This is a genomic window from Pseudomonas sp. FEN, from assembly GCF_904067045.1.
GTDB lineage: Bacteria > Pseudomonadota > Gammaproteobacteria > Pseudomonadales > Pseudomonadaceae > Aquipseudomonas.
In genome coordinates, this window is record NZ_CAJFDC010000010.1 from 69,550 (window position 1) to 92,351 (window position 22,802).

21 protein-coding genes and 1 pseudogene are annotated in these 22,802 nt (G+C 56.2%); 4 read left to right on the top strand and 18 right to left on the bottom strand.

The window, feature by feature from the left end:
• Positions 1-9 precede the first annotated feature (9 nt).
• Genes PFEN_RS09070 through PFEN_RS09090 form a run of 5 tightly spaced genes read right to left on the bottom strand, consistent with a single transcriptional unit; the run spans position 10 to position 5,435 of the window.
• Positions 10-738 carry an AAA family ATPase gene (locus PFEN_RS09070; RefSeq protein WP_191486503.1) on the bottom strand — a complete coding sequence of 243 codons (729 nt, stop codon included), beginning with the start codon at positions 736-738 and terminating at the stop codon, positions 10-12.
• Entirely contained in the window at positions 719-1,612 is an 894-nt protein-coding gene (locus PFEN_RS09075; RefSeq protein WP_191486504.1) for an ABC transporter ATP-binding protein, read from the bottom strand. Before PFEN_RS09075 ends, PFEN_RS09070 begins: the two co-directional genes overlap by 20 nt.
• Positions 1,605-2,486 carry an ABC transporter ATP-binding protein gene (locus PFEN_RS09080; protein ID WP_191486505.1) on the bottom strand — a complete coding sequence of 294 codons (882 nt, stop codon included), beginning with the start codon at positions 2,484-2,486 and terminating at the stop codon, positions 1,605-1,607. Before PFEN_RS09080 ends, PFEN_RS09075 begins: the two co-directional genes overlap by 8 nt.
• Positions 2,486-4,228 carry a lanthionine synthetase LanC family protein gene (locus tag PFEN_RS09085; protein WP_318192836.1) on the bottom strand — a complete coding sequence of 581 codons (1,743 nt, stop codon included), beginning with the start codon at positions 4,226-4,228 and terminating at the stop codon, positions 2,486-2,488. Before PFEN_RS09085 ends, PFEN_RS09080 begins: the two co-directional genes overlap by 1 nt.
• Positions 4,218-5,435: a DUF4135 domain-containing protein gene (locus tag PFEN_RS09090; protein WP_191486507.1), complete on the bottom strand. Its 1,218-nt coding sequence runs from the start codon at positions 5,433-5,435 to the stop codon at positions 4,218-4,220. Before PFEN_RS09090 ends, PFEN_RS09085 begins: the two co-directional genes overlap by 11 nt.
• 768 nt (positions 5,436-6,203) lie before the next feature.
• Here PFEN_RS09090 and PFEN_RS30575 point away from each other — a divergent pair.
• Positions 6,204-6,440 (top strand): annotated as a pseudogene (locus PFEN_RS30575) (group II intron reverse transcriptase/maturase); the annotation flags it as partial.
• 202 nt (positions 6,441-6,642) lie between these two features.
• Complete coding sequence (locus PFEN_RS09095) at positions 6,643-7,281, top strand: hypothetical protein (RefSeq protein ID WP_191486508.1); 639 nt, start codon at positions 6,643-6,645, stop codon at positions 7,279-7,281.
• Positions 7,282-7,447: 166 nt separating this feature from the next.
• Here the strand turns inward: PFEN_RS09095 and PFEN_RS09100 are convergent, their stop codons facing one another.
• The 5 genes from PFEN_RS09100 to gcl form a co-directional block, all read right to left on the bottom strand.
• Positions 7,448-8,446 (bottom strand): sulfate ABC transporter substrate-binding protein, encoded by a 999-nt coding sequence (locus PFEN_RS09100; protein WP_191486509.1) that lies wholly within the window; start codon positions 8,444-8,446, stop codon positions 7,448-7,450.
• Between the two features lie 92 nt (positions 8,447-8,538).
• Complete coding sequence (locus PFEN_RS09105) at positions 8,539-9,363, bottom strand: ion transporter (protein ID WP_191486510.1); 825 nt, start codon at positions 9,361-9,363, stop codon at positions 8,539-8,541.
• A 224-nt stretch (positions 9,364-9,587) separates the two neighbouring features.
• On the bottom strand, positions 9,588-10,478 hold the full coding sequence (locus PFEN_RS09110) for a 2-hydroxy-3-oxopropionate reductase (protein WP_191486511.1): 891 nt from the start codon (positions 10,476-10,478) through the stop codon (positions 9,588-9,590).
• Positions 10,479-10,496: 18 nt separating this feature from the next.
• Positions 10,497-11,279, bottom strand: a complete 783-nt coding sequence (gene hyi, locus PFEN_RS09115) for a hydroxypyruvate isomerase (RefSeq protein WP_191486512.1) — start codon at positions 11,277-11,279, stop codon at positions 10,497-10,499.
• Positions 11,280-11,392: 113 nt separating this feature from the next.
• Positions 11,393-13,168: a glyoxylate carboligase gene (gene gcl / locus PFEN_RS09120; RefSeq protein WP_191486513.1), complete on the bottom strand. Its 1,776-nt coding sequence runs from the start codon at positions 13,166-13,168 to the stop codon at positions 11,393-11,395.
• Between the two features lie 265 nt (positions 13,169-13,433).
• Between gcl and PFEN_RS09125 the strand changes: the two genes are divergently transcribed.
• Positions 13,434-13,874, top strand: coding sequence for a GlcG/HbpS family heme-binding protein (locus PFEN_RS09125; protein WP_191486514.1), 441 nt, complete (start codon positions 13,434-13,436; stop codon positions 13,872-13,874).
• A 129-nt stretch (positions 13,875-14,003) separates the two neighbouring features.
• On the opposite strand, the gene PFEN_RS09130 is transcribed toward PFEN_RS09125, so the two are convergent.
• The 6 genes from PFEN_RS09130 to puuE form a co-directional block, all read right to left on the bottom strand.
• A complete protein-coding gene (locus PFEN_RS09130; RefSeq protein ID WP_191486515.1) occupies positions 14,004-14,612 on the bottom strand; it encodes a TetR/AcrR family transcriptional regulator in 609 nt (202 codons plus the stop codon).
• Positions 14,613-14,971: 359 nt separating this feature from the next.
• A complete protein-coding gene (locus tag PFEN_RS09135; RefSeq protein WP_191486516.1) occupies positions 14,972-16,315 on the bottom strand; it encodes a urate hydroxylase PuuD in 1,344 nt (447 codons plus the stop codon).
• A gap of 19 nt (positions 16,316-16,334) precedes the next feature.
• Positions 16,335-16,871 carry an ureidoglycolate lyase gene (locus PFEN_RS09140; RefSeq protein ID WP_191486517.1) on the bottom strand — a complete coding sequence of 179 codons (537 nt, stop codon included), beginning with the start codon at positions 16,869-16,871 and terminating at the stop codon, positions 16,335-16,337.
• A gap of 120 nt (positions 16,872-16,991) precedes the next feature.
• The gene (gene alc / locus PFEN_RS09145; protein WP_191486518.1) at positions 16,992-17,987 is read right to left on the bottom strand and encodes an allantoicase; all 996 of its coding nucleotides are present in this window, start codon (positions 17,985-17,987) and stop codon (positions 16,992-16,994) included.
• A gap of 61 nt (positions 17,988-18,048) precedes the next feature.
• Entirely contained in the window at positions 18,049-18,564 is a 516-nt protein-coding gene (gene uraD, locus PFEN_RS09150; RefSeq protein WP_191486519.1) for a 2-oxo-4-hydroxy-4-carboxy-5-ureidoimidazoline decarboxylase, read from the bottom strand.
• Entirely contained in the window at positions 18,561-19,487 is a 927-nt protein-coding gene (puuE, locus tag PFEN_RS09155; protein WP_191486520.1) for an allantoinase PuuE, read from the bottom strand. Before puuE ends, uraD begins: the two co-directional genes overlap by 4 nt.
• 432 nt (positions 19,488-19,919) lie before the next feature.
• Here puuE and uraH point away from each other — a divergent pair, with 432 nt between their 5' ends.
• A complete protein-coding gene (gene uraH / locus PFEN_RS09160) occupies positions 19,920-20,273 on the top strand; it encodes a hydroxyisourate hydrolase (protein ID WP_191486521.1) in 354 nt (117 codons plus the stop codon).
• A 98-nt stretch (positions 20,274-20,371) separates the two neighbouring features.
• Here uraH and PFEN_RS09165 read toward each other — a convergent pair whose 3' ends face one another.
• Positions 20,372-20,998 (bottom strand): LysE family translocator, encoded by a 627-nt coding sequence (locus PFEN_RS09165; protein WP_191486522.1) that lies wholly within the window; start codon positions 20,996-20,998, stop codon positions 20,372-20,374.
• Positions 20,999-21,063: 65 nt separating this feature from the next.
• Complete coding sequence (locus PFEN_RS09170) at positions 21,064-22,413, bottom strand: NCS2 family permease (protein ID WP_191486523.1); 1,350 nt, start codon at positions 22,411-22,413, stop codon at positions 21,064-21,066.
• Positions 22,414-22,802: the final 389 nt, after the last annotated feature.

Below are 22,802 nucleotides of genomic sequence, written 5' to 3' on the forward strand. Positions count from 1 at the left end.
GATCAAAAATTATTCGTTATCAGAAATTAAATTCTCCAGATATTGTCCGTTGGAGTTTATAACGGCCTTGTAAATACTGTAAGCCTCCATGTCACAAACTTTAGCCGATGCCAAAACTCCATCATGTAAGTGCATGAGCTCGCCGTTCGGAATGAACATCATGATAGGGGAATGAGTGGCGATAATAAATTGTGAACCCTGTTTGGACAACTCAACGATTCTAAGTACCAGGCTGAGTTGGCGAGAGGGGTGCAAGGAGGCTTCGGGCTCGTCCAATATGTAAATGCCATTGGCTTTGAATCTGTTTTGGTAAAGTGACTCCATTGCTTCGCCATGAGAGAGGGTATGTAGGTCCCGCCCTCCGTAATAGGACTTTATTTCAGGGTCGAAGCTACCCGCACTGTCCAATCGCCTCACTTCTGAGCTGAAATTATAAAAAGTTTCCGCCCGATAAAAGAAAAGATCTTTCTCTTTTCGATAGCCTTTGGAAATAATAATGTGGTTGTGCAGATCTGAGTGGGTGGATTCTGTATTGAATCTGAAGTTTTTACCTCCTCCCTCAGGGTTGCAGCCCAATTTGACGGCAATGGCCTCCAGAAGTGTGGATTTTCCTGCGCCGTTATCTCCAGCGATAACGGTTATGGGATGGTTCAGATCCAACGGAAAAATACCCGCGATTGGGTTAGCCGGAAACGTGTCAGCCTTGAGTCGTATGGATTTAACGAATAGATTGTTCATGAGTATAGTTGAAAACCCTGTGTAATGAATTTTTTGTTCCGATCAACGACAGCGCGATTTGTATGGAATGGTTGGCGCCAAGTGCAAACATTCCTATATATCCTAGGTAATAAATCAAATCAGCTCCGAGTGTTTTTGGAGAGAGTGTGGAAATAAGGAATAGTGATATGGCGATGATGATAGCTATGAAAATTTCAGGGCCGCTGCTGAGATAGATACTGATTTTTTCATATCGATATTTGGTGCCGATAGCGTTCTTTAGGTGATGATTGCTCATAATCATTTTATGATTGAAGTGGCGAAGACTTTCTGAAGAAGCTTGCTTTAGCTCAATAATAGAGGTTTTATATCGTTGTTCTTGTTCGATTTCGGTTGTGTACGCGTGTGTTATTTTTTTGGAGGAATGAGTTACATGGATATATGAGAAGGCGAAGAGTGCTAATAAGGGAGGTGCCATAAAGAGATTTTCAAGAATGAGCATGGAGAATGTAATTATAGTCAGACTGCTCGCGCCTGCCAGCTCAACGATTTGTATTGCGCTTGAAGCGATGCGTTCGGAGTCTTCTTTTATAAGTGTGGCCAGTTTTCCCTGGTCAGTTGACAGTATATTATCATAAATATATTCAATTATCAGGAGTCGTATTTTTGATTTTATATATTGATTTAGCGCTTCGGAGAAGCACTGTGTAACGCTTTTTAGCGAGAAAATCGCGATCAATAGCGCTATTGTTAAAAGAATCTGGTCAGGTTTTGAGATTTCCTTAATGTTTATGCTGATAATGTAAGGTATTAGAAATTGTAGTAGTGCTGTTGTCAACGATAGCACCAAGCTTGTAATGATGAGCGCTCGACAAGCTCTTATTATTTCAGTCATATGCGCCATCTCGTTTGTGTAATAGACGCACCCTTGAGTGTCTGTAAAAAGCTTCAGGGGTTGAAAAATATATTCCAACCAGAAATCTAAGTGGTATTAATATGCGATCAATATACATGGTTGACGCGATTAGCTCGCCTAGAGTTAAAGTATTGGCCGTTATGAGTGTGCTTCCGATATATAAAATCGCAGATAGGCCAATCAGCGAAGATAATCCGGAAATTGCATTTAAAGATGATATGTTTAACTGTGTGCACCATAGTGTGTGAAGTACGAGTGCTTTATGTTTTTTGAATCTTGTAAAAAGAGGTCTGTCTTTGGTTTTTGTTCTAGATAATATTTTGCTGATGAGAGATGTGTTTTCTTCTATGTATTTTCCATAAGCCGTCTTCATTTTTTCCTGAGTCAAAAAACAAATTAAAGAGGCGAATAAAATAGCCGCAGTTGGCGCTATGGAAAGCGAGGGCTGATAGCTAAATATTGCGATGAAGGCAATGATTATTGCGGTGAGGCTCGTACTAACGTCATAATATAGGCTGTGATGCAGGTAGATGGAGTTGTCCGTGTCGTTATCAATGTACTCGATAATATCCCCCTCTGATGGGGAGTTTTTATTATGCTTAATCAGGATCTCTAGAGACTTTTGTTTTAGTTTCATTCTTGTTGAAGAATTGGTGTGCGCTAAATAAATGTTGTTGACTAATTTTAAGCTGGGCGCGAGGATAAGACCGCTGCAGGCCATTAAAAGATAGGAAAGTTGTAGTTGGTTGTGTGCGTGATAGTAGTCGATAAGTTTTCCCAAAAGAAAAGGGGTGCTCAAGTTTATGCACGCAGCGACACCGCCAAGACCGATAAAACGGAAATTTTGAATCATTATTGTAAGTAGTCCATTTGGTGGATGAGAAAAGGAAATTTAAACGATTCATTTAAAACCCCGTGAGCACCTAAAATGGCACCCGTTTTACCCACCCATAGGCCTAATGGATCGGCCGCTCTTGTGCGTAGCTCTCTTGTGTCGTGCTCTGCTAAGAGAGATATATTTAGCCAGGTGTAAACCCTTTGATCGAGCAGTGACGGAGGGTAGACGCTCTTAATAATATTGAGTAGGCCATAGGCGCCATGGCAAATCGAGTCATTGATAGGGCGCTTCCGCTGACGCAGGTTTTCGTAGCTGAAAAAGGAGCATGGTGGATTGTTTCTAATGAACTCCAATGCCTCCGGGACATGATGCTCCGAAAAATATTGGAGAATAAGATAGTTTCCTGGTAGTCCATGGCTCCAAGAGAACTCTCCATTTGTTGACTCTGATCTTCTGCGATAGTCCGGCCAGTTCTTAATATTTTTATCATATTGTTGCAACTCCCAGTCCAGAAAGTCTACAAAGGTACTGTAGGTTTTTTGATTCTTTGAAATGGTTCTGTAAAAATAAAATATTGAATAGGCGCAGCCCATGACACCATGAGAAAGCCCCGAAAGAAGTGAGTCGTTACGAGTTGTAATTGATCTGTCAAATTGTACAAGACGTTTGCCGTTTAGTAGTACTAGCTCTGAATCGATTTTTTTGTATAAGTTACATGCTAGTTCACGAAAGTCATTGTCTTTAGTTAGTTCGTATAGCTTGGTCAAAACACTAAGAGTGCCATACATTCCTGAAAGGAGGTCCGCCCCCCAAAAATACTTTTGCCACCAATCTTCTGAGATCGCACTATGGAAGTAGCTTTTGTATTGCGACAACAATTCGTCGTGCCGGTTGTCCTCGAAATATTTTAGGGTTATGATCAGCGGGAGAACTGAAGATGAGAGGCCGAAATGTGAGCCACCTAAGTGTGTGCCTCTATTTTGAAGCTTTTTGTTAACCCGATTGTATGCTTCATTCAATGTATGCAAAATGCTTTCTTTTGGAATGGGTTTGTTTTGATGTATCATTGCTAAACCATAAGCCATCCCCGATAGACCATAATACAGATCCTCTCCAAGCTCAGAGTACTCGATATATCCACCTGGTGATGCATGAAATCCATACCAGAGGCCATTATTTGAAAGCTCATATGAGATTTTTTTTATTAAGAAATCTATGTTTGAATTTTGGGCGGATCTTATATCTTCAAATTTTTCTTGAATAGAGGAACACGTATCGTTGATATTGTCTTCTTTTCTAAAAGTATACGTTGTTAGCTTGCGATCATGCTCGTACATATACCGCATGGCGGTTAGCGTGTTGCTTATTTGTGATATCTCGAAACGGTGTCTGGCCTCCGTAAAGTTTTCAATATAGCTAATGCTATTTGAAAGCCCGTCCAGATAGCTACCGGGCGGCAAGTGCCCTTTTCCTGAGTAATGGGGTTCGGAAAATGAAAGTTCCCCAACGCAGCTTTTTGCGTAAGGAATATCAATATTCAACAGTGCATTGACTTCCGCAGGTAAAAAACCCACTGCCGGCGCATTATCGTTATCAAGGATTTTCGTCAGAAAGGCTTTTCGTTTTTCCGTTGAACACATCAGGGACGCATGAAGCGAACACTGAATTGCATAATGGTAAGTGGCAGTAGGTCGGGGGACGTAGCGGCACGTAAGCCCTTTGAATGATTGAATTTTTTTTGATGACTTACGTCTGATGTTTCTTTAACGTTTCGAAGAAGCAAGTGAAACCTTCCTGGATTTCTCTTTCATATTCCCACGGGCTGACGATGCAGCCATTAAGGTATAAGACGTTTTTTCCAGGATATATTTTTACGCCGTCCGTGCCAAAACGCCCATTATCCTTATCATCTTCCAAGTGTTGATACAAGTTGAGGCTTACATATTGTTCTTTTAATCCGCCCAAAGCGCTTAAGTCTACCCCTATGCCATCTGTACCCTTCCATGTCCAATTGGGAAGAATGCTGGTTTGGGCGCTATTCCAGCGAACTTCCTTGGGAATGCTACTAATGTTCAATACGCAATAAAAAATGGTTTCTAGATCGATAGGGATAGGGTTGCTTGTATTGCAAATCAGATTGTCGCATGTAATGTCGGATGTTGTGAATGCCGTACAGTATCCTAATAAAAAACCGGCCCGTCTATAATAAGTCTGCACGTCCGCAATATCGTTGGCGGGCAATTGTGGAAAATATTTGGCCCAGCGGTGTGTTGGATGAACTATGTATAAAGGGATTTTCCATTCTGAATAGTGACTGTCAGCTTTTTTTGAAAGGTACTCCAGAAGCATTGAGGCGCGGTTTTCAATGTCAAGATTTCGCGGCTTGTAAACGACCTTGCTACCATTTGTAAATGTTAAAGTGCAGGCGGTGAGCGAGCCATTATGGGTTTCCCCCTCGGAGGGGGTGCACTCAAGGAGTAAGTGAGCGGAGCTCAAACTGGTTAAAGCTTTGAATCCAGGCTTGTCCTCTGTTAGTCGCAGGGCTAGTAGGTAAGTCTGATCGATGAAGTTATCGGTTATTTTTTGTAGAGTTCGCGTTAATTCTGGATATGACTCAAGAATATCAAGAAGGTATTCGTTGTTTTTTCTAAGTATTGCGTAATGCTCGAGTACGCCAAGTTTGTGGGGTTTAATTGTTTGATTTAATATGTCTCGTTCGACAGATAGTACATTCTGCGCGGTGTTCGTAATGCGAGTTGAGAGGTTGCCGACGTAACCATTTATAATGGCCTTGCCTTCTTCGTGATCGAGCTTCTCTATTTGAATCAGGTTTTTTTTGGTTTTCTCTACGTAGTAAGCTAGAAATGGCCAAACAGGGCAGTCAGTAGTTAGATTTTCTGCGGAGGAATTAAGCGTTAAGAAATCTATGGCTGCCGAGGCGGCAGCACCTTGAGCATCGTTCATATTGGGATACCTTAATGGTTCTGGTCGGCAGCGACAACGCCGCCGCCGACTCAACTTGACCAGCCTCAGGAATAGGTCGCATTGCAGCAGGTGTTCCAGCATTGAGTGCAACAGCTTGTGCACGGTAGGGTTCCACTGCTCGCGGCGGTTAGATTGCTATACGCTTGAATAACGAGCGCGGATATTGGCGCAATTGCTTCAAGCACTACGTTTCTATTGTTTTTAATTGTTTCAAGATCGATTTGCATGGCATGTCTCAATTAGTATGATCCAGAATACCCACTCAATCGGGTATTGCACTCCGTCCGTTGTTGATTTTCGTGGGGTGATGCTGACTGGTTGGGTAAGTGAAATTATGATGTGTCCATTTGAATAGTCCTTTTTTGTTAGGTGCGCGGTTTTTTCGCTGATTTAATAATTTCCCTCATCGCTCATTTAGTCAATTGCCTCATTTCCGGTTTTATCTGTAGTCTTTTATTTTTTGGATTGAAGGCTGATTCCTACAAAGCTTTCGTGTTCTTCAGGGGTTGTAAGTTAGGAGAGGCTTTGATGTGAGGTATTTCTTTCTAGATGTGGGGCAGGACAGTTTTAATGATTTGGTACTGCCGGCAACGCCGCCAAGATCGAGCCGATCTCCCAGGAACGAATATTTAAAGTTCTTCACGGAGTCTCGGGAAAGACACAAACAAGAACGCCGATTTGATGGATGATTTTCGTGCGAGCAAACATATCTACAAACCGGCGTTCTTATGCACGATATTAATAAGTTTCGTGCGCTATATCGACGATGCGAACATCTATGTACGCAGTTGCCGTGCAGGCGAACGAGTAATGGCCAGCGTCGAGCGTTTCCTGAGCCAGCGTTTGAAATTGACGCTGAATCGGGAAAAGAGCCGTGTAGCACGGCCTTGGGTCTGCGATTACTTAGGTTATGGGATGAGTTGGCACAAGCAGCCAAAACTGAGGGTGGCGAGCATGAGCCTGCACCGCCGTATACGGAACCGTACGTACGGTGGTGAGAGGACGGCGGCTGTGAAGCCGCCTCCTGCTCGATGGGACGTTATTTCGCGATGCCTGGAAACAGGCCCTTCGAGGGCTGGGGGAAACCGTAAGGACGATATTTCATTCGCGAATCCTGCGATCGGCGCTATAACAGTCCTGTTGAATTGAGAACCGTTCACCTCCCATCCAAGGAACCTGACGTCCCATGAATTCGATTTTCAGCAAGTTGGCCGGCCGCGGTGCGTTGGCCTCGGCGATGAGTCTGGCGGTATTGATGTCTGTCGGTATTGCGCGGGCTGCCGATGCGCCGGCCCAACGGGTTGCGGTGCGTGGCGAGATCACGGCGGTCGAGGCGGACGCGCTCAAGGTGCATACCCTCGCGAACGAAGACGTTACGGTCGGCCTGACCAAGGACGCCCAGGTCCGCGGCGTGACCCTCGCGAAGCTCTCGGATATCAAGCCCGGCAGCTACATCGGCACGGCGGCGATGCCGGGCCCGGACGGTACGCTGACGGCGATGGAAGTGCATGTCTTTCCGCCCGAGATGGCCGGCACCGGGGATGGTCACCGGCCTTTCGACCTGGCGCAGGGCAGCACCATGACCAATGGCCGCGTGGGTGAGTTGAAGGTCGCCAATGGGCGGACCCTGACCCTGAGCTACAAGGGCGGTGAGAAGACGGTCGTGGTTCCGGAGGGTGTGCCCATCGTCAACCTGGTACCCAGCGATCGCAGCTTGCTCAAGCCGGGGGTGAAGGTGGTGCTGTTTGCCCAGCAGGGGGCGGATGGCAAGCTGACGGCGGCGGGGGTTTCCGCGGGTGAGAATGGGCTCAAGCCGCCGATGTGAGAGACGGGGGCGTTATTTTGCAAACACCACCGATCCGTAGGAGCGGCCGGTCGACGTTCGGTTGCCGGCGATGAGGCCCTGGCGTCTCGCATTGATCTTGCGGGCGCCATCGCCAGCAAGCTGGCTCCTACGGGTGGGCGGTGTTTTCAATAGCGCATGGTGACGATTACTTGCCGTTATAGATCTGATCGAACACGCCACCGTCATTGAAGTGGGTCTTCTGTACCGTGCGCCAGTCGCCGAAGGTCTTCTCCACCGAGAGGAAGTCGACTTTCGGGAAACGGTCGGTGAACTTGGCCAGCACCTGCGGATCACGCGGGCGCAGGTAGTTGTTGGCGGCGATTTCCTGGCCTTCCGGTGACCACAGGTACTTCAGGTATTCCTCGGCCAGCGCCCGGCTGCCTTTCTTGTCGACCACCTTGTCCACCACGCTCACCGGCGGCTCGGCCTCGGCGGATACGCTCGGGTAGACCACTTCGAACTGGTCGCGACCGAATTCGCGGGCAATCATTTCCGCTTCGTTCTCGAAGGTCACCAGCACGTCGCCGATCTGGTTGGTCATGAATGTGGTCGTAGCGGCACGACCGCCGGTATCGAGCACCGGGGCCTGTTTGAACAGCTTGCCGACAAAGTCCTTGGCCTTGCTCTCGTCACCGCCGTTCTTGAGCACATAACCCCAGGCCGACAGGTAGGTGTAGCGGCCGTTACCCGAGGTCTTGGGGTTGGGCACGATCACCTGGACACCGTCCTTGAGCAGGTCCGGCCAGTCTTTCAGAGCCTTGGGATTGCCCTTGCGCACGATGAACACGGTGGCGGAGGTGAACGGCGCGCTGTTGTCCGGCAGGCGCGTGACCCAGTTGTCCGGCACCAGCTTGCCGTTGTCCACCAGGGCGTTGATATCGGTGGCCATGTTCATGGTGATGACGTCTGCTGGCAGGCCGTCGATGACCGAACGCGCCTGTTTGCTGGAGCCGCCGAAGGACATCTGCAAGGTGATGTTTTCATGGTGCTCGGCCTGCCAGTGCTTCTGGAATGCCACGTTGTAGTCTTTGTAGAAGTCGCGCATCACATCGTAGGACACGTTCAGCAGGGTCGGTGCAGCCTGAGCCAGGCTGGCAAAGGCCAGGCCAGCGGCGAGAAGTGAGGCGCCAAAGAGTTTTTTCACTGCGCAGTCCTTGTTTCAGCTGAGAGAGGGGCAATTTGCCGGCAACTATAACGGTGCTCACATAGTCACTTAAAGATTAAAAAATACTTTGCTTATTCTATTTTCTTGTATAACGCATTCCCGCAGCGAGCGCAGAAAGAGGCTTCCGGCTCGTGACTGTTTTTCCCGCAGACCGGGCAGTCGTGCTTGAGTGAATCGCCGCGCATGGCGCTGGCCAGTTCCGCGGTGAAAATCCCGGTGGGCACGGCGATGATCGAGTAACCGGTGATCATCACCAGGGATGAAATCACCTGGCCCAGAACGGTCTTGGGCACGATGTCGCCATAGCCCACCGTGGTGAGGGTGACGATAGCCCAGTAGATCCCCTTGGGGATGCTGGTAAAGCCATGTTCCGGGCCTTCGACCACGTACATCAGGGTGCCGAACACGGTCACCAGGGTGCAGACGCTGAGCAGGAACACCAGGATCTTCTGCTTGCTGCCGCGCAAGGCATCGAGCAGGTAATGGGCCTGTTTCAGGTAGGGGCCGAGCTTGAGTACCCGGAAGATCCGCAGCATGCGGATGATACGGATGATCAGCAGGTATTGCGCGTCGCTGTAGTACAGCGCGAGGATCCCCGGGACGATGGCCAGCAGGTCCACCAGGCCGTAGAAACTGAAGGCGTAGCGTAGCGGCCTGGGCGAGCAGTACAGGCGCACCAGGTACTCGATGGCGAAGATGAGGGTGAAGCCCCATTCGATATAGGCCAGGACATCGGCGAAGTTCTGATGGACGCTCTCGATGCTGTCGAGGATCACGATCACCAGGCTGGCGAGGATGATCAGCAGGAGGATTTTGTCGAAGCGTCTGCCGGCGACGGTGTCGGTTTGGAAAACCATGACGTAGAGCCGTTGGCGCCAGTCGTTGTTGCTGTTCATGAGGTGTTGCCCAAGCGGTCGATACGGGAAGCGTGGGGGATTGCCGAGCAATGCGCAAGCCAGCGGGCGTCGCGCGTTACAACCGGACACGATCCTTTGTAGGCGCCGGCTTGCCGGCGATAAGGCCAGTGAGGCATGCAATGTCCGTGCGGACGCCATCGCCAGCAAGCTGGCTCCTACAGTTGAGCGTGTCCAGCCCAAATCGACCGGTAAGGGGTTGTGCCCTAGCGCTCGCGAATCGAAAAATTCGCCATGTGTTCCAGGCCCTTGATCAGCGCCGAATGATCCCACTGGCTGCCGCCGATGGCCGCGCAAGTGCTGAATACCTGTTGGGCATTGGCGGTATTCGGCAGGTTGATATTCAGTTCGCGGGCACCGGCCAGGGCCAGGTTCAGGTCCTTCTGGTGCAGGCTGATACGGAAGCCCGGATCGAAGGTGCCCTTGATCATGCGCTCGCCATGCACTTCGAGGATTTTCGACGAGGCAAAGCCGCCCATCAGTGCTTCACGGACCTTGGCCGGGTCGGCGCCGTTCTTCGCGGCGAACAACAAGGCCTCGGCCACCGCCTGGATATTCAGGGCGACGATGATCTGGTTGGCCACCTTGGCGGTCTGGCCGTCACCGTTGCCGCCCACCAGGGTGATGTTCCCGCCCATGTGCTGGAACAGTGGCAGGGCGCGGGCGAAGGCCTGGGCGTCGCCGCCGACCATGATACTCAGGGTCGCGGCCTTGGCCCCGACTTCACCGCCGGACACCGGGGCGTCGAGGTACTGCGCGCCGGTTTCATTGAGACGGGCCGCGAATGCCTTGGTGGCGGTGGGGGAGATCGAGCTCATGTCGATGACGATTTTGCCCGGGCCGATGCCAGCGGCTATCCCGTCGGTACGGAACAGTACGTCCTCGACCTGCGGGGTGTCCGGCAGCATGACGATGATGAATTCGGCTTCCTGGGCGACTTCCTTCGGGTTCGCCAGGGCAATGGCCCCGGCGCTGACCAGATCGAGCGGAGCGGCGTCGTGGTGATTGGACAGGAACAGGCTGTGACCTGCCTTTTGCAGATTGGCGGCCATGGGGTGGCCCATGATGCCGGTGCCGATAAAACCGATTTTAGCCATGACCAGGTCCTCTTTTTCTTATATCGCGTTATGGGTTTGCAACCAGCCCAGCCCGGCGTCGGTGCTGGTCAGCGGCTTGTACTCGCAGCCGACCCAGCCCTGGTAACCGATGCGGTCCAGATGTTCGAACAGGAACCGGTAGTTGATTTCCCCAGTCCCCGGCTCATGCCGCCCGGGGTTGTCGGCCAGTTGCACATGGTTGATCGCGGCCAGGTGTGCGGACAGGGTCCGCGCCAGGTCACCCTCCATGATCTGCATGTGGTAGATGTCGTATTGCAGGAATAGGTTGGCGCTGCCCACCTGCTGGCGAATCGACAGGGCCTGGGCCGTGGTGTTCAGGTAGAAACCGGGAATGTCGCGGGTGTTGATCGCCTCCATCACCAAGCGGATACCGAGCGCTTCCAGCTTTCCGGCGGCGTACCTGAGATTGTCGACGAAGGTCTGTTCCAGAAAGGCCGCGTCGAAGCCTTCGGGGCGGATGCCGGCCAGGCAGTTGATCTGGGTATTACCCAACACCTGGGCATAGGCGATGGCCAGGTCGACTCCGGCGCGGAACTCCTCGACCCGGTCCGGATGGCAGGCAATTCCGCGCTCACCCTTGGCCCAGTCGCCAGCTGGCAGGTTGAACAACACCTGGGTCAGGCCGTGGGCGTCGAGTTGCGCCTTGATCTCGACCGAGCTGAAGTCATACGGGAACAGGTATTCCACACCGCTGAAACCGGCATCGGCGGCGGCCTTGAAGCGGGTCAGGAAGTCCTGTTCGGTGAACAGCATGGACAGGTTGGCGGCAAAGCGTGGCATGGGGGGCTCCTTGCGGATGGATGCGAAGCGTTTGAACCGGCTGCAGGCGCCGCGATAGTGCTGGCGGAACCGAGAGCGCCAGCACCTGGCGGTGGTGTTGCTGCCGGGGTGGATCAGTCGAGCAGCGAAATCGCCGTCGGTGCATCGTTGCCGACCAGCGCCAGGTCTTCGAATTCGTTGATGGCGTTGATCTCGGTACCCATGGAGATATTGGTCACCCGTTCGAGGATGATCTCGACGATCACCGGCACCCGGAATGCCTCGATCAGCGCCTGGGCCCGGCGCAACGCGCCCTGGATCTGCCCCGGCTCGAACACTCGCAGGGCCTTGCACCCCAGGCCCTCGGCGACGGCCACGTGGTCCACGCCATAACCGTTGAGCTCGGGCGCGTTGAGGTTGTCGAAGGACAATTGCACGCAGTAGTCCATGTCGAAGCCGCGCTGGGCCTGACGGATCAATCCCAGGTAGGCGTTGTTCACCACCACGTGGATGTACGGCAGCTTGAACTGCGCGCCCACCGCCAGTTCCTCGATCATGAACTGGAAGTCATAGTCGCCGGACAGGGCCACCACCTTACGGCTCGGGTCGGCCTTGACCACCCCCAGCGCGGCCGGAATGGTCCAGCCCAGGGGGCCGGCCTGACCGCAGTTGATCCAGTGTCGTGGCTTGTAGACGTGGAGGAACTGCGCGCCGGCAATCTGCGACAGGCCGATGGTGCTGACGTAGCAGGTGTCCTTGCCGAACACCTGGTTCATCTCTTCATAGACGCGCTGTGGCTTGACCGGCACGTTGTCGAAGTGGGTCTTGCGCTGCAGGCTGGCCTTGCGCTGCTGGCAATCCTCGAGCCAGGCGCTGCGATCCTTCAGCTTGCCGGCGGCCTGCCAGTCACGGGCCACTTCGATAAACATGTTCAGGGCCGCGGCGGCATCGGAAACGATGCCCAGGTCCGGGGTGAACACGCGACCGATCTGGGTCGGCTCGATGTCTACATGGATGAAGGTGCGACCTTCGGTGTAGACCTCCACGGAGCCGGTGTGGCGGTTGGCCCAGCGGTTGCCGATGCCCAGCACCGCATCGGATTTGAGCAGCGTGGCGTTGCCATAGCGGTGGGAGGTTTGCAGCCCGACCATGCCGGCCATCAGCGGGTGGTCGTCGGCGATCGTGCCCCAGCCCATCAGGGTCGGGATCACCGGAATGCCGGTCAGTTCGGCGAACTCCACCAACAACGCGCTGGCATCGGCATTGAGGATGCCGCCACCGGCCACCAACAACGGGCGTTCGGCCTGGTCGAGCAGGGCCAGGGCCTTTTCGACCTGGATGCGGGTGGCGCCTGGCTTGGCCAATGGCAGCGGCTGGTAAGCATCGATATCGAATTCGATCTGGGCCATCTGCACGTCGAACGGCAGGTCGATCAGTACCGGGCCGGGGCGGCCAGAGCGCATTTCATAAAAGGCTTTCTGGAAGGCGTAGGGCACCTGGCCGGGTTCGAGCACGGTGGTCGCCCACTTGGTCACCGGCTTGACGATGCTGGTGATATCCACGGCCTGGAAGTCTTCCTTGTGCAGCCGCGCCCGCGGTGCCTGGCCGGTGATGCAGAGGATCGCAATCGAATCGGCGCTGGCGCTATAGAGGCCGGTGACCATATCGGTGCCGGCCGGGCCCGAGGTGCCGATGCACACGCCGATATTGCCGGCCTTGGCGCGGCTGTAGCCCTCGGCCATGTGCGAGGCGCCTTCGACATGACGAGCGAGGACGTGATCGATACCGCCTAGCTTTTGCAACGCGCTGTACAGCGGGTTGATCGCGGCACCGGGAATGCCGAAGGCGGTGTCCACCCCTTCGCGACGCATCACCAGGACGGCGGCTTCGATTGCTCTCATTTTGCTCATTATTTTGTGCCTCTTGCGTTTTATAATTGTATACAAGTTGCTCGGTTTCGAGTGTATTCACGCTGGGCCATACTGGTCAATGCCTTTTCTGGAATGATTTCAAAATCCGTTTCAGGGCTGTTTCTTGAACGGCTCAGTTATTATTAATGGGATTTACGGTATTTTTGTATACAAAAATAATAGTTATTGTGCTCTATTTGTTTGGCGCGGAAGCTCCTGAAACGGAGCGCCAACGCTTCTTCCCTCACTCGATAAGGACGGCACCATGAGCGTTTTAACCTTGAACATCGCCGTCAGCCTGACCAGCCAGGCGATTGCTGCCGGTCGGGCCATTTCGGCGGCGCCCCTGACCATTGCGGTGCTGGATGGCGGTGGGCACCTGGTCACGTTGCAGCGTGAGGACGGGGCGAGCCTGCTGCGTCCGCAGATCGCCATCGGCAAGGCCTGGGGGGCGATCGCCCTGGGCAAGGGCTCACGCTTGCTGGCGCTGGATGCGCAGCAGCGGCCAGCGTTCGTGGCGGCGTTGAACAGCCTGGGGCAGGGCAGCGTGGTACCGGCACCGGGTGGGGTGTTGATTCGCGATCAGGCCGGGAAGGTGATCGGCGCCATTGGGATCACCGGCGATACTTCGGATATCGACGAGCAGTGTGCGATCAGTGCGGTCGAGGCATTGGGGTTGGTGGCGGATGCCGGGGTGTCAGTCTGATTTTGGTTGTTTGGGCGGACGCTTTCGCGGGCAAGCTCCGCTCCCGCAGGTTCTCGGTCGCACGCAAAGTTGAGGTGCGACGCGAATTACTGCGGGAGCGGAGCTTGCCCGCGAATGGCGCGCCGCGGTCTAGCGGTCCGGCTCGCAGCCCTTGAGCACCAGCCGCACGATGGTCTGTGCCGCCGCTTCATAGTCGACATCTTCCAGCTTGGCCTTGCCGGTGATCGAGGCAATCTGCCAGTCGAAGTCGGCATAGGTCTGGGTCGCGGCCCAGATGCTGAACATCAGGTGATGGGGATCGAGCGGGGCGATCAGGCCGCGGTCGATCCAGGTCTGGATGCAGGCGATATTGTGCCGGGCCTGGGCGTTGAGTTGTTCCACCTGCTCGGGACTCAGGTGTGGCGCGCCGTGCATGATTTCGCTGGCGAAAACCTTGGAGGCGAAAGGCAGGTCGCGGGAGATCCGGATCTTCGAGCGGATATAGCCGGCCAGCACTTCAGCGGGTACGCCCGCGGGGTTGAAGGGCGTCGAGGCCTGGAGGATCGGCTCGATGATGCTTTCCAGCACCTCGCGATAGAGGTTGTCCTTGGATTTGAAGTAGTAGTAGACGTTGGGCTTGGGCAGGCCGGCCTTGGCGGCGATATCGCTGGTCTTGGTGGCGGCGAAGCCCTTGTCGGCGAACTCTTCGCTGGCGGCGCGCAGAATCAGTTCTCGGTTGCGTTCGCGGATGGTGCTCATAAACCAGGTTTTTCCTTGCCGGCCCGGGCGGTTGGGCATGGTAGCACCGGGTTCGCGCAGCGCTCAAGAATGCCCCTTGCCCATGGGGCGTGGACAAATTGCCGGAGCGGCCAGTCAGGTCCTGGAGCCTTGCTCTGTCCCAGCGGCCGCCATCGCCAGCAAGCCAGCTCTGATAGATAAAAATATAAACTATTGATTTTTAATCTATTTTTCAGGATCGACCTGGCGCCCCAGCCAGTTCTTTGCGCGACAGCGCGCTACCGTGGCGGGGCATCTCCTACAGGCTGTGCATTCCCATGCACTGTCGGCATGCCCAACCCCGGTAGCTAGCAATAGCAGTACTCGATCCACCACCGGTCTCAGTTGGTCCGTGCTCCTTGGTTGATCCAGGCACCGATCAGATCACGCTCCTGTTGGGTCATCTGGGTGATGTTGCCCAGCGGCATGATCTGGCTGGCGACGGCCTGGGCCTGGATACGCGGGGCCAGTTGCTGGATCTGTTGCGCGGTATCGAAGATCACCCCTGCCGGTGCCGAGCTGAACAGCGGGCTGGTGGGCTGGGCCGAATGGCATACCGCGCAGCGCTCCTGGATCACGCTGTGCACCCTGTCGAAGCTGACGTCGGCGACCCTGGTTGTTGGCGTTGTCGCGGTTGGCGCTGGTGCTGGAGCGGTTGCCGCCGGGGTAACGGTGGGCGCCGTGGGGGGCGCTGGCACCGCTTCGGCTGGCTTGCCGCCCAACGCGGTTTCCGGCAGCGGCTGGTACTCGATCTTCGCCGGTGCCTTGGCTTCCGGGGGCGCGCTCGGGGTCGACGCCGGGCCGGTGACATAAGCCAGGCAAATCATCCCCAGGGCTGCGACCGGCAAGGCCCAGGCGAACTTGTGGCTGTTGTGGCGGGTGTTGAAATAGTGCCGCACCAGCACCGCCAGTACCGCGATGCCGGCCAGGATCAGCCAGTTGTACGGGCTGCCATAGGTACTCGGGAAGTGGTTGCTGATCATGATGAACAGCACCGGCAGGGTGAAGTAGTTGTTGTGCCGCGAACGCAGCAGGCCCTTGGCCGGCAGCGCCGGATCCGGCGTGCGGTGTTCGGCGATGGCCGCCACCAGGGCGCGCTGGGCCGGCATGATGATGCGGAACACGTTGCCAACCATGATGGTGCCGATGATCGCACCGACGTGCAGGTAGGCGCCGCGACCGCTGAACACCTTGCTGAAACCGTAGGCGGCGGCAATCAGCAGCACGAACAGGATGACGCCGAGCAGGGCCGGGCGCTTGCCCAGGGCCGAATCACAGAGCCAGTCGTAGACGAACCAGCCGGCAATCAGCGCGCCGATACCGATGGCCACGCCCTCGGGGCCGCTCAGGCCGCTGCCGGGGGCCACCAGGTAGAGCATGGGGTTGGAATAGAACACCACGCACAGCAGCGCGACCCCCGACAGCCAGGTGGAGTAGGCTTCCCATTTGAACCAGTGCAGGTTGTCCGGCATGGTCGGAGGGGCCAGTTTGTATTTTTCCAGGTGATAGATACCGCCGCCGTGGATCGCCCACAGGTCGCCCGCCAAACCGTCCTTGGGGTTGACCCGGTTGAGGTTGTTTTCCAGCCAGACGAAGTAGAATGACGCACCGATCCAGGCCACGCCGGTGATCATGTGAATCCAGCGCACGCTCAGGTTCAGCCATTCCATCAGATGTGCTTGCACAGTCTTTACCTCTCGCCTGTCACTCTTTTTCGGGAGTGATCAGACCTTCTCTTATTGGTGGGGGGGCGAGGATCAGGCACTCATCCTCTTTGAAGAAATGCTCATCGCAGTTGTTGCCGGAGCCACTGCGATCAACCACCAGGAAGTCATCCCGCTTTTCGATCGTCAGCACCGGGTGGTGCCAGACGCCGCGATGGTAATTGATGCCCTGCCTGCCATTGCTGACAAAGGCGCGGACCAGACCTGATAGCGGTGCATCGCCAAGGGGCGCGACCACGATCAGAAAGGGGTTGCCGAGCAGCGGGATAAACGCCTGGCTGCCCAGCGGATGGCGCTCGAGCATGCGCACGGTCAAGGGCATTTCCAGCGCGTCGGCGCGGAAGATGCTGATGATCGCCTGATCGTCCGGCGTGGCGGTTTGCACCGTCGCCAGGCGATGGAAGCGCTGGGTCGAACCGTTGTTGATCATGAAGTGATCGCTGCCGTCGGTTTCGATCACGTCACCGAAAGGGGCGAAGGCTTCTTTGCTCAGCGGTTCAATCGTCAGTGTGCGCATGCGGGTCTTCTGTTCTCGAATTCGTGAATGGCCATGCCACTATCCTGTGGGCGTGGAGCCTTTGTGGGAGCTGAGTTTGTGTGGGGACTGAGTTTGCTCCCACAAGGTTGTGCATTACCTTTATTTGGCAACCTTACCCAGTACCCGCAGGCGGCTTACGCCCCCATCCGGGAACACGTTCAGGCGGATATGGGTGATAGGCCCCAGCGCCTTGATCTGTTCGGCGAAGCTGTGTTCCTGGTGCATTTCCAGCTTCTGGCTGGGTAGCAGCTCGCGCCAGAACAGGCTTTGGGTCTCGATCTGGCTGTCGGTGCCGCCCTTGACGAAGGCGCCCTGGATCGAGCAACTGTCCGGGTAGTTGCCCTTGAAGTGCAAGGTGTCGACGATGATCTGCTCGACCACGCCCGGATGCCCCAGGGCGATGATTACCCAGTCATTGCCCGGGGTACGCCGCCGCGCGGTTTCCCAGCCGTCGCCCATGTTGACGCCACGGCCCGGGTTGAGGATGTTGCTCATGCGCCCGAAATGTTCGTCCGAGCAGGCCAGGGCCCGGCCGCCATTGAGGGCGGAGGCCAGGTCGACCTGTTCGTTGTCGCCCACCGCCGACCAGTCGCGGAACGGAATACCATGGACCCGCAAGCGTGCCACGCCACCGTCCGGATAGATGTTGAAACGCAGGTGGCTGAAGTGCTGCTCGTTGCTGATCTCGTGGTAGTGATGGCTGTTGCCTTGCAACTCGACAGCGGACAGCACTTCGACCCACTGGGTGTTTTCGTCCGGGTCGCCCTGGTTCAGGAAGCAGGCTTCCAGCGAGGCCGACGGTGGATAGTTGCCGGTGAAGAATGAGGTGTCGATGTCCACGCCCTTGATCGAACCGGGCACGCCGAGGCGGATCACCGCGCTGTCGTAGCCTTCGAAACGCTTGCGGCGCGATTCCCAGCCGTCCATCCATTTGCCGTTGTCGTCGAACACGCCTTCCTTCCATACCGCCGGGGTCGGTTGGAACAGGCGGTTGGCGTCGGCGAACCAATCGTCGGTGACCGAGATGATCCTGGTACCCAGGCGCGCGTCGGCCAGGTTGACGAACTTCTCGAAAGGTGCGGCGTAAGCTTTCATGCTTTTTGTCTGCCTTTTAATAAGTGGCTGGGGGGGGCTTGCCGGGTTCAGGCGCGGCTCGCTACAGGGTCAGTAAGCGGAACAGGGCGATCTTGTTGATCTCGGCCAGCGCGCACTGGAACTCGCTGTCCAGCGGGTTGTGGAGGCGTGCTTCGAAGGCTTTGATGATCTGATGCCGGTTGCTGCCTTTTACCGCCATGATGAAGGGAAACTTGAACTTGGCCTTATAGGCCTCGTTCAGTTCGGTGAAGCGTTGGAACTCCTCGCTCGAGCATTGGTGAATACCGGCACCGGCCTGTTCGTGGGTGCTGGCCGCGGTGAGCTGGCCCTGGACGGCGGCTTTGCCTGCCAGGTCCGGGTGGGCGTTGATCAGGGCCAACTGGCTGGCGTGATCGGCGCTCAGGAGGATCTCGCTCATGCGCTGATGCAGGCGCTCGACGTCGTCGAGACCGGCGTCCTGGCCCAGGTCGAAAGCCTTTTCGGCAACCCAGGGCGAATGTTCGTAGATATCGGCGAACGTCCGGACAAAGTCCGCACGGCTCAAGGTCGATGGCTTGAGGGTCCGGAAGGCGCTCATTTCGTGGCCCCCTGGAACGGCTGAGTCGCGTGCCAGTGGCGGGCGATGTCGACCCGGCGGCTGAACCAGACCCGCTCATGGCTCTTGGCGTACTCGATGAAACGCTGGAGGGCGGCCAGGCGCGCCGGGCGACCGATCAGGCGGCAGTGCAAGCCGATGGAGAGCATTTTCGGCGCCTCGGCGCCTTCGGCGTAGAGTACATCGAAGGCGTCCTTGAGGTACTGGTAGAAATCATCGCCGGTGTTGAACCCCTGTACCTGAGTGAAGCGCATGTCGTTGGTGTCGAGGGTGTAGGGGATCACCAGGTGCGGCTTGCCGGTGGGGGTATTGGGTTCCCAGTAGGGCAGGTCGTCGTCGTAGGTGTCCGAATCATAGAGGAAGCCACCTTCTTCCATTACCAGCTTGCGGGTGTTCGGCCCGGTGCGTCCGGTGTACCAGCCCAGCGGACGTTCGCCGCTGATTTCAGTGAGGATACGAATGGCTTCGAGCAGGTGCTCGCGTTCCTGGGCCTCGTCCATATATTGGTAATCGATCCAGCGGTAGCCGTGGCTGCAGATCTCGTGGCCGGCCTCGACCATGGCGCGGATCACCTCCGGGTGGCGCTGTGCGGCCATGGCCACGGCGAAGACGGTCAAGGGAATGTCGAAGCGCTTGAACAGCTTGAGAATCCGCCAGACGCCAGCCCGGCTGCCATACTCGTAAAGCGACTCCATGCTCATGTTGCGCGCGCCTTGCAGGGGTTGCGCGGCGACCATTTCCGAAAGGAAGGCTTCGGATTCCTGGTCGCCATGGAGGATGTTGCGTTCACTGCCTTCTTCGTAGTTGAGCACGAAGGACAGGGCGATGCGGGCGTTGTCCGGCCAGTGGGGGTGAGGCGGGTTGCTGCCGTAACCGATCAGGTCGCGTGGGTAGTCGGCGCTCACTGCAGTCTTCCTTCTTGTTCGTGATAACGGTTGCGTGGTGCCCCGTCGAAACCGGGTGGCGTCACGGCGATGGAGTGATTGTATACAACTTTATATTGGTTTTGTAAGCCCGTTTTTTTGCATCTCTCTCTGCGCCATGGCCTCACCCGTCACCCCGGGAAACCCTGCAAGAAACTTGCCTGTTCGGTCAGTTAATGCTTTGCGGATCTTTTGTCGGCAAGCGATTGGGGCACATTCACGCTCGACAGACCTGGAGTGTGCGGGTCGGGAAAAAGCTTGAATTTATTGTGTACAATATTTTTTAAAAGTGTCTTAATCATTTCCGGGTCGCGCCGGCTCGTGCTTCGCCAGGGCGCGGCTTCTCCTTTATTCACTGACTCCGGGAGGCGCGCGGCCTGATCCGCCTGATAGGCGGGCCGGCCCGTAGAATCAATGGGACGTTTGACTACACATGTTTTGGATGCCGCGCATGGCTGCCCCGGGAGCTCGATCAAGGTCGAGCTGTATCGGGTCGAAGGCGCGCGGCTGGAACTGGTCGCCAGTGCCCTGACCAACAGTGACGGGCGCTGTGATGCGCCGTTGCTGCAAGGGGCCGATTACCATTCCGGGGTCTATCAGTTGCAGTTCCAGGCGGGCGACTACTATCGGGCTCGCGGGGTGACGCTGCCGGAGCCGGCGTTCCTCGACGTGGTGGTGCTGCGTTTCGGTATCAGTGCCGAGCAGGACCACTATCACGTGCCGTTGTTGATTTCGCCCTACAGCTATTCGACCTATCGAGGCAGCTAGATTCTTCAAGCATCCGCGCAAAAGCTTCCTTGGTCATTGGCCCGCTCTCACGGCGGGCTTTTTTATGTCCCATGATTGGGGTTGCAGGCGCTACACATCTAGCGGCTCAACAACGATGCCGCGCCCGCGCCACTGAACAACCCGGCACTGATCCGATTGAACCAGCTCTGCCCCTTGCCGCTGCGCAGGTAACCGGCCGCGCCATGGGCGCCGAGACCGTAGGCCAGCTTGCACAGCAGGTCCAGCACGGTCCAGGTGGCGATCATCAGCAGCAACTGGCCGAGGAGCGGCAGGTCGGCCTTGAGAAACTGCGGCAGGAACGCGGCGAAGAACAGGATGTCCTTCGGGTTGCTCGCGCCGAGCACGAAGGCGCGCCCAAACAGGGCACGAAAGCGCGGGATCGCCGCGCTTTCGGGCACATTCGCCGCCCGCGCCGGTTGCCGCGATTGTTGCCAGCTCTGCCAGGCGAGATAGAACAGGTACAGCGCGCCGACGATCTTCAGTGCGCTGAACAACTGCTCCGAGGCCAGCAGCAAGGCGCCGAGACCCAGGGCCGAAGCGCTCAACAGGCAGATCGAGGCGCTGACACCACCGAGAAAGGCCGGGTATGAGCGACGCAATCCATAGTTCAGGCTGTTGCTGATCATCAGCAGCGACAGCGGTCCGGGGATCAGGATCACCACCAGGGCGGCACCGCTGAACAACAACCAGGTTTCCAGACTCATCAGGTTTTCTCCCTTCGTACAAAAGCCCCACCGCGATGGGGCTGGTCAGTACCACTCAAGTGCTCTTACAGGAAGATGAACTTGGCGATAAAAATGGCGCAGAGCACCCACAGGCTGACGGAAATATCCTTGAACTTGCCGGTCCCCGCCTTCAGCGCCACATAGGTGATAAAACCCAGGGCGATACCATCGGCCACCGAGAAGGTCAGCGGCATCATGATCGCGGTGACGATCGCCGGAATGCTCTCCGTGGCATCGTCCCAGCCAATATGCGCCATGCCACTCATCATCAGCATCGCCACGTAAATCAGCGCGCCGGCGGTCGCGTACGCAGGGATCGTGCCAGCCAGCGGGGCGAAGAACATGGCCGCGACAAATAGTATGCCTACAGTAACAGCGGTCAGACCAGTCCTACCACCAGAGGCGACGCCCGCGGCACTTTCCACGTAGCTGGTAACCGGCGGCACACCGACCACCGCGCCGAATACGCTGGAGATGCTGTCAGCTTTCATCGCCCGGGACAGGTTCTCGATACGCCCCTCGGCGTTTACCAGGCCGGCGCGCTGGGCGACGCCCATCAGGGTGCCGGCGGTGTCGAACATGTGCACGAAGAGGAAGGCCAGGACCACGCTGATCATGCTGACATCGAACACGCCCGTCAGGTCCATGGCCATCCAGGTCGGGGCCAGGCTCGGTGGGGTGGAAAGGATTCCGTGGTATTGCACCAGGCCCAGGCCCCAACCCGCGAGGGTCACGCTGATGATGCTGATCAGGATGGCGCCGAATACCCGGTGGTAGCTGAGGATCGCGATCATCAGGAAACAGATGGCGGCCAGTAGCGGGCCGGGCTCATGCAGGGCGCCGAGCCGGATCAGGGTGGCGGGGCTGGCGACGACGATCCCGGCGGTTTTCAGGCCGATGACCCCGAGAAACAGCCCGACCCCGGCACCCATCGCATGGCGCAGGCTGACGGGGATGCTATTGAGCAGCCATTCGCGGATTCTCGACAGGGTCAGGGCCATGAACAGGACACCGGAGATAAAGACCGCGCCGAGGGCGGTTTCCCAGTGATAGCCCAGGGTGCCGACCACTGTGTAGGTGAAGAACGCGTTCAGGCCCATGCCCGGTGCCAGGCCCACCGGCCAGTTGGCATACAGGCCCATCAGCAGGCAGCCGAGGGCGGCGGCGATGCAGGTGGCGACAAAGGCCGCGCCATGGTCGATGCCGGCGTCGGCCATGATGTTCGGGTTGACGAAGATGATATAGGCCATGGTGATGAAGGTGGTTACACCGGCGATCAGTTCGGTTTGCACCGTGGTGCCATGCAGCCTGAGCTTGAACAGGCGTTCCAGCGGACCGGAACTCGACGGCGGCGACAGGTCCAGCAAGGGGGCTTCGGATTTGCGGCTTTCCACAGCGAGTACTCCTCAAGAGTTTTATTGTTGTTGCCAGAGCCGGACGCGAGGGGGCGGGTGGCGGCTGTTTGAGGCAGTACGGGTTTGTTGACTATAAAGTCAGGAACTCGCACGAAGCGAATTATGCTTTTGTATACAAATAAAGCAAATAATGTTTTTTTGTTTGTGTGCGATAGGCGCGGTTGAAAGGTGAAAGCAGGTTGACCCTTTGTGGTGAGCGGGCTTGCCCTGACTCCTGTCAGTTAAGTAAGGAGTCTTGAAGTCAGGCGCGCTCTTGTGGTGAGCGGGCTTGCCCGCGCTGGGTTGCGAAGCGGCCCCAGAATCAGCGACTTCATTGTGTCAGGCAGAACGCAGTCACAGGATTTACGGCTGCTTCGCAGCCGAGCGCG